This is a genomic window from Brachyspira catarrhinii (assembly GCF_005518285.1).
In the GTDB taxonomy this organism is placed as follows: domain Bacteria; phylum Spirochaetota; class Brachyspiria; order Brachyspirales; family Brachyspiraceae; genus Brachyspira; species Brachyspira catarrhinii.
On the sequence record NZ_SJDU01000086.1, the window covers coordinates 1 to 7,369 of the forward strand.

Here is a 7,369-nt window from a genome sequence, read left to right on the forward strand (position 1 = left end):
CCGCTTTCTTTCACGCTTTTTGAACCGTAAAAAAGAAGTTACAAAAAGTTATCCCGTAGGTTGCATTTTGACAATATCGGCGGCGGGAAGCGAAACGAGTATGGGAGCGGTTTTAACCAACGAAGATACGGCGGAAAAAGTCGGTTTGAATGTGATACAAAATAGACCGAAATTTGCAATAATGAATCCTTGTCTGACTTTCACTTTGCCTTATTATCAAATCGCATGCGGAATAGTAGATATTATGATGCATACGATGGATAGATATTTTGGAGACAGCGAAAATAATCAAACTACGGACGCGATAGCCGAAGCGATATTAAGAACGGTAATCAAAAACGGACTTATAGCGATGAAAGATAAAAATAATTACGATGCGATGAGCGAGCTTATGTGGTGCGGAAGTTTATCTCATAATAATTTAACGGGACTCGGAACAAATTACGATATGATAGTTCATAAATTCGGACATGAATTGAGCGCAAAATTCGATGTGGCGCATGGAGCAAGTTTGTCGGTTATGTGGGGTTCTTGGGCTAAATATTGCTATAAAGACAAAAAAGAAAGATTTATTCAATTTGAAAAAAATGTATGGAATATAGAAGACGAAACGGGATTAAAAGGAATTGAAAAAACTATAGAATATTTTAAAGAAATAAATATGCCTACGAATTTTACCGAACTTAAAATTGGAATACAGAGCGAAGAGATTATAAACGAATTAACCGACAGAGCGACTAAAAACGGAACTTTGGAATTCAAAAGATTTAGAAAATTAAACAGAGAGGATGTTTTTAATATATTTAAAATGGCTAATGTTTAATTATTCTTAAAATAATTCTCCATGAATTTTATAATCTCTTTTTGGCAGTCGGTATATTTTTTTATATCTTCGTCAGACAAACATTTTAAAACTCTTTTATCGATGTTTTCCAAATCTTCAATAATCGGTTTTGCAAATTCGAGTCCTTTTTTTGTCAAACTTATTAATCGGTTTCTTTTATCTTTTTGATTTATTTCCCTTTTTATATAGCCTTTTTTTTCAAAGTTATCCAATATCGAGCATATAGTTTGTTTCGGCAAAGCTAATTTATCCGCCAAATCGTTTTGTATGCATTCTTTACTATTATAAATTAAATGCAAAGTATATAAGGCGATATCGCTCATGCCGTATTGTTTTGCAAATTTATAATAAAATCTCCCCGAAACATAATAAAAATTATTGTCAATCTCGACATATTTTTTTAATTCTTCGTTTTTCATTTTTAATCCTCCGTTTTATTTAAAATATTTTCGTTATTCGTTTTGAAGAATATTGATAAAAATAAAATTAACAATATTCCTTGAGCGGTTGGAATTGCAAACCATACTCCGTTTAATTTGAAGAATATCGGAAGAATCAATATGCATAACGGACTTATAAATAACGGGTCTATATAAGTCATAAGCGTTGAGTAAAAACCATTTCCAGAAGAATAAAGATAAGAAGTTCCGAGCCTCACTATCGACTGCATCAAAAAAGCTACGGCAATTATAGGCAACGCGAAAGTTATTATATTATTCGCTTCCGTTGACGCTCCGAAAATTAAACCTAATTTATTTTTGAATATAAAAACCGCGGTTATAAATAACGCGCTTAAAATCAAAGCCGATATTATTCCCTTTTTGAAAACTCTTTTCATTAATTTATATTCTCTCGCTCCCTTAAAAAAACTAATCATTGGCTGACAACCTTCGGCGACTCCCTCGAAGAAAAGTAAAGTCGAACTATAAATATAATTTGCAACCGAATACGCGGACACTGCAATCTCGCCTCCGTATTTCAAACATTGCAAATTATTGAGTATGACTATAAGAGAAGGAGACATAATCATCCCGAAAGGCGATAATCCTATGAATAAAGCTTTCGCGCTCATTTTTGGATTAAATTTTTTTAAGCTGACTCTCGTTCTGCTCTTCTTTCTTATAAATAAATAATATATTCCGCAAATTCCGACTATTCCCTCGGCTATTATTGTGGCTAAAGCGGCGCCCGCCATTCCCCAATGAAAAACCATCATAAATAAATAATCCAATATTATATTCGTTATAAGCCCCGAACTCACGAAAGCCGTTGCATGAAGCATTTTGCCCTGATTTCTCACTATAGGCATGCATCCCATAGACATTATTTGAAAACTTCCGCCCAAAATAACTATCGTGGCGTAAGCGTTCGCTTCTCTGAATACTTCGCCTCTCGCTCCGAGCAAATGTATTATTGGGTTTTTTAATGTAAACAATATTATCGTTACCAAAATGCTCGCTATAATCAAATTGAATAAAGTCGTTATTTTTGCTTCTTCCGATTTTTCAATCTCGCCCGCTCCGATATGAATCGACATTATAACCGAGCCTCCCATACCTATCATAGAACCTATGGCGAACAATATACTTCCTACGGGATAAACTATATTAATCGCCGCAAGCCCCGTATCTCCCAAAGTATTTCCCACGAAATAGCCGTCAACTATCGTGTAGAGTCCGCCCAAAAGAGTTCCTATTACGGCGGGAATAACATACTTAAAGAAAGATTTATTCATTTCTTCAACCGTTCTCGTTTGTTTTATTTGTGTCATAAAAATCTCCTATTTAATTTATTTTTTAATTTAAAAATTCTAATATTAAAAATCTAATAAAAGTTAATTTAAAAGTTTTTAATTAAAAATTTTAAATTAAAAAATAAATATTAGTATGTATTCGGTTAGTTCATTTTCGGACTATTTTAACAAATATTTAATTTTTTGTCAACATATAAAATTTAAAAAAAATTTGTTATTGCGAGCGTGGGGTTATAAATTGGATTGCTTCAGTTTTTATAAAACTTCGCAATGACAATTATTTTTGCGATGTCATTGCGAGCCGATGCCGTAAGGCACACAGCGTGCGCGAGTTTTCGTCTTCGTAGGAGTGCCTTTGGCAAGAAATTGCGGCAATCAATTTTTGAAAATCAATTATTCCTAAAATAATTATTGTAAATATTAATATCGTTAGAATTTTCTATGATGATAAATTCGACTCTTCTATTTAATGCGTCATCCTCGTAAGGATTGATTAAATTTTGCACGCCTATATCTATTAATTTTGTTTTCATAACATTCGTTAAATATGACGATACGGTTTTAGCCCGCAAATAAGATAAATCGTAATCGCTTCTTTCATTATATAGATATAATATATCGTTGGTTTTACTTAAATTATAAAATAAAGCGTTTGTTCTTTCTCTTCCCGAACTGTCTATATGTCCTTCGACTATTATATTCATAATATTCGTTACTCCAAGTAAAGAAGACACATATATTATGGTTCTTCCATATCTGTCGGTATTAACTCTGCTGCCATTTTGTTCGAATAAAATATTTTCTGGGACTATTAAAACTTTTCCTCTTTCCGTTAATTGATATTGATAAGCGATTTGTATCGTGGAAGCTGTATTAGTTTGAATTTGATTTGTCGTAATATTGTTTGTCGCCGTATTATTAGTTCTTATATTATTGGTTTGTATATTATTACTATTATTCCTGTTATTTCTTTGACTATTTGAAGATATAACTATAGAACTTTGACAGTTTAGCGCAATAATTAACGAAAATAACAAAAATAAAAGATTATATATTTTATTTCTCATAATAATTCCTCGTTTTCTTATAAATATTATACAATAATTCCAAATTAAGTATATACCAAAAATATTGTCATATTTAATAGTCGACTTATTTATTCTAAAATTTTAATCTATTCGCAACTATATTTAAGACAAAATTTTTTAAAAATAAAATTGACAATAAAGAAAATAAAGATTATAATATTATTAATAAAAAAATATTTTAAATTACTTTTAATGGGGGCTTATTATGGCATCAAGAAAAATGGTTTACTTTTTTGGGAACGGTAAGTCGGAAGGAGCTAAAGAAACGAAAGCGCTTTTGGGCGGTAAAGGTTTGGGTTTGGCTCAAATGACCGAAAGTAAAGTTCCTGTTCCCGCGGGATTTACGATAACTACCGAAGTATGCGATTATTATTCGAAAAATAAATCGTATCCTAACGGTTTGGAAAAACTCGTAGACGAAAACATTAAGAAACTTGAAAGGGCTATGAATATGGAATTCGGAAACGAGCAAAAACCTTTATTGGTTTCGGTTCGTTCTGGAGCCGCGATATCAATGCCAGGTATGATGGACACTATACTTAATTTAGGCATCAACGAGAAAGTCGTTAACGGAATGATAAAGAAAACGAATAATCCGAGGTTCGCTTGGGACGCTTACAGAAGATTTATTCAAATGTTCGGAGATGTCGCAATGGGAGTAGACCATGAGAAATTCGAGCATATACTTCAAAACGCGAAAAATTCCATAGCCGATAGAGTAGGCAAACCCGCAAAAGAAGTTAAAGATACCGATTTGAATGTGGAAGACTTGAAAGAAGTCGTGGTTAAATATAAAGAAATGTATAAACGAGAAATGGGAGAAGATTTTCCAGAAGAGCCTAAAGTTCAATTATGGCATGCTATAAACGCCGTATTTAGAAGTTGGAATAATCCGAGAGCGGAAGCCTATAGAAAATTAAACGATATAAGAAATCTCTTGGGAACTGCCGTTAATGTTCAGGCGATGGTATTTGGAAATATGGGAGACACTTCGGCTACGGGAGTATGTTTCTCTCGTAATCCAGCCACGGGCGAAAATAAATTCTACGGAGAATTTTTAATAAACGCTCAAGGAGAGGATGTAGTCGCTGGAATAAGAACTCCTCAAGAAATCACGCTCGAAGGAAGTTTGGATTGGGCTAAAAATAACAATGTAAGCGAATTTGAAAGAAAAGAAAAATTTCCATCTCTCGAAGAAGTTATGCCTAATGTGTATAAACAGCTTGTAAGTTATAAAAATCAGTTGGAAAAATATTACAGCGATATGCAGGATATGGAATTTACCATTCAAGAAGGAAAACTTTACATGCTTCAAACGAGAAACGGTAAAAGAACCGCAGCAGCCGCGGTTAGAATAGCGGTTGAACTTGCCGAAGCTAAAATAATTTCAAAAGAAGAAGCTATAATGAGAGTCAATCCTTCCGATTTAGACCAGCTTTTGCATCCTACTTTCGACCCTAACGCTAAAAAATCGGCTACAATTTTGGCAAAGGGATTAAACGCTTCTCCAGGAGCTGCGGTTGGTAAAGTCGTATTTGCCGCCGATAGAGCGGAAAAACAAAAAGAAGCGGGAGAAAATGTAATACTCGTTAGAATAGAAACAAGCCCCGAAGATATTAAAGGTATGAACGCCGCCGAAGGCATTTTGACGGCAAGAGGAGGAGCGACATCTCATGCCGCCGTTGTCGCAAGAGGAATGGGAAAATGCTGCGTTGCGGGATGTAGCGCTTTAGATATCGATTATTCTTCAAATCCTCCAAGCATGAAAGTTGGAAATGAGATTGTAAAAGAAGGAGATTATATTTCAATAGACGGTTCTACGGGAGAGGTAATGCTCGGACAAGTCGCCACTAAAGAAGCGGAAATGTCCGAAGACTTCAAAAAACTTATGAAATGGGCTGACGATATAAGAAAATTGGAAGTTCATACAAACGCCGACACTCCACATGACGCTCGAATAGCGCGAAGTTTCGGAGCGGAAGGAATAGGATTATGCAGAACTGAACATATGTTTTTTAACGCAGACAGAATCAAAAGCGTTAGACAATTGATACTCGTTGCCGAAGATGTTAAACAATTGCAAGCTCAAATAAACGAAGCGGAAAGAGCGGGAAAAAATAATTTGGTTAGCGAACTTCAAAACGCATATAGAGAACCGAAAAGACTTTATGACGAAGCTTTGAATAATTTATTCCCTATGCAAATGGAAGACTTTATAGGAATATTTAAAGCAATGGACGGATATCCTGTAACGGTTAGACTTTTGGACCCTCCTTTGCATGAATTCATTCCTCATGAAGATTCTCAACTTGAAGAACTTTCAAACGATATGGGAGTTCCTTTCGACAAATTAAGAGCGATAAGAGATAGTTTGCATGAATTTAATCCTATGCTCGGACATAGAGGTTGTAGGCTCGGTATAACTTACCCCGAAATATACGATATGCAAGCAAGAGCTATAATAGAAGCGGCGGTAAAAGTGAGCAAAGACGGAGTTAAAGTTCATCCAGAAATAATGATTCCTTTGGTTGGAACTTTGAAAGAGCTAAAAATGATAAAAGACAGAATTATCAAAATAGCGGACGAAGTATTTGAAAAAGAAGGAGTTAAAGTTTCTTATAAAGTTGGAACGATGATTGAAGTTCCGAGAGCCGCTTTGGTTGCAGATAAAATCGCCACGGAAGCGGAATTCTTCTCATTTGGAACTAACGACCTAACTCAAATGGGAGGCGGTTTCTCAAGAGACGATGCGGGCAAATTCTTGAAAGATTATGTCGATAAAGAAATTTACGAAAAAGACCCTTTCCAATCTTTAGACCAAGAAGGAATAGGAGAGCTTTTGAAAATAGGAGTTGAAAAAGGAAGAGCGACAAATAAAAAACTTACGATAGGAATATGCGGAGAGCATGGAGGCGACCCTGCGACCGTTATGTTCTGCCATAATATAGGTTTGAATTATGTAAGTTGTTCGCCTTATAGAGTTCCTATAGCGAGACTTGCGGCGGCTCAAGGCGTTATAACTCAAAAACAAGAAGTGAAGAAAAGCGTCAAAAAAGCGGTTAAAAAAGCGTCTAAAAATATAAAGAAAGCCGTGAAAAAAGCGAGCAAAACGGTAAAATCCGCGGCTAAAAAATCCGCCGTTAAAAAGTTGGCAAGTAAAAAAGCCGCTTCTAAAAAAACTACTCCAAAGAAAAAAAGCGGAAGATAAATTAAAGATAATTTTTTGAAGTTTTGGGCTTGCATATTTTTTGTATGCGAGCCTTATTTTTTGCAATTTAAATGCTTGATATATTTTTAAATAATGTTATAATTTTAGCAATTGTTAGATATTTAAATTAATTGCTATTGACAATTTTTTTAAATATCGTATAATATAATTAAAATAAACGAAAAACCGAAAAGAAAAATTTCGGTCTTTGGGTAATTAACGGGAGATAAATTCTCATGAAGAACAGAACAGAACAGAACAGAACAGAACAGAACAGAACAGAACAGAACAGAACCATTATTGTATTCTAAATGATAATTCTTGTCGATTTTCTTTATCTCAATTTTTCAATACATTTAATTTTTTAATATTTTTTAATCCGAGCGATTTAAAAAAATATAATATCAAATTAGTTAAAACCTTTTTAACTTCAATCAATTTCGATAGCTTATCAAGGAAAATAAAAAATCCTTGTT

General features: G+C 34.0%; 5 protein-coding genes. 2 read left to right on the forward strand and 3 right to left on the reverse strand.

Annotated elements, in window-relative coordinates; all coding sequences use genetic code 11:
* Positions 1 to 823 (forward strand): iron-containing alcohol dehydrogenase (locus EZH24_RS04745; protein ID WP_137997974.1); only part of this gene is annotated, 823 nt, incomplete at its 5' end.
* On the opposite strand, the gene EZH24_RS04750 is transcribed toward EZH24_RS04745, so the two are convergent.
* From EZH24_RS04750 to EZH24_RS04760, 3 genes are all read right to left on the reverse strand, one after another.
* Positions 820 to 1,263 (reverse strand): MarR family winged helix-turn-helix transcriptional regulator, encoded by a 444-nt coding sequence (locus EZH24_RS04750; RefSeq protein ID WP_137997975.1) that lies wholly within the window; start codon positions 1,261 to 1,263, stop codon positions 820 to 822. The two genes, EZH24_RS04745 and EZH24_RS04750, sit on opposite strands and share 4 nt — an antisense overlap.
* Before the next feature lie 2 nt (positions 1,264 to 1,265).
* On the reverse strand, positions 1,266 to 2,615 hold the full coding sequence (locus EZH24_RS04755; RefSeq protein WP_137997976.1) for an MATE family efflux transporter: 1,350 nt from the start codon (positions 2,613 to 2,615) through the stop codon (positions 1,266 to 1,268).
* A 371-nt stretch (positions 2,616 to 2,986) separates the two neighbouring features.
* A complete protein-coding gene (locus EZH24_RS04760; protein ID WP_137997977.1) occupies positions 2,987 to 3,664 on the reverse strand; it encodes an OmpA family protein in 678 nt (225 codons plus the stop codon).
* Positions 3,665 to 3,890: 226 nt separating this feature from the next.
* Here EZH24_RS04760 and ppdK point away from each other — a divergent pair, with 226 nt between their 5' ends.
* Positions 3,891 to 6,893, forward strand: a complete 3,003-nt coding sequence (gene ppdK / locus EZH24_RS04765; RefSeq protein WP_137997978.1) for a pyruvate, phosphate dikinase — start codon at positions 3,891 to 3,893, stop codon at positions 6,891 to 6,893.
* Positions 6,894 to 7,369 lie beyond the last annotated feature (476 nt).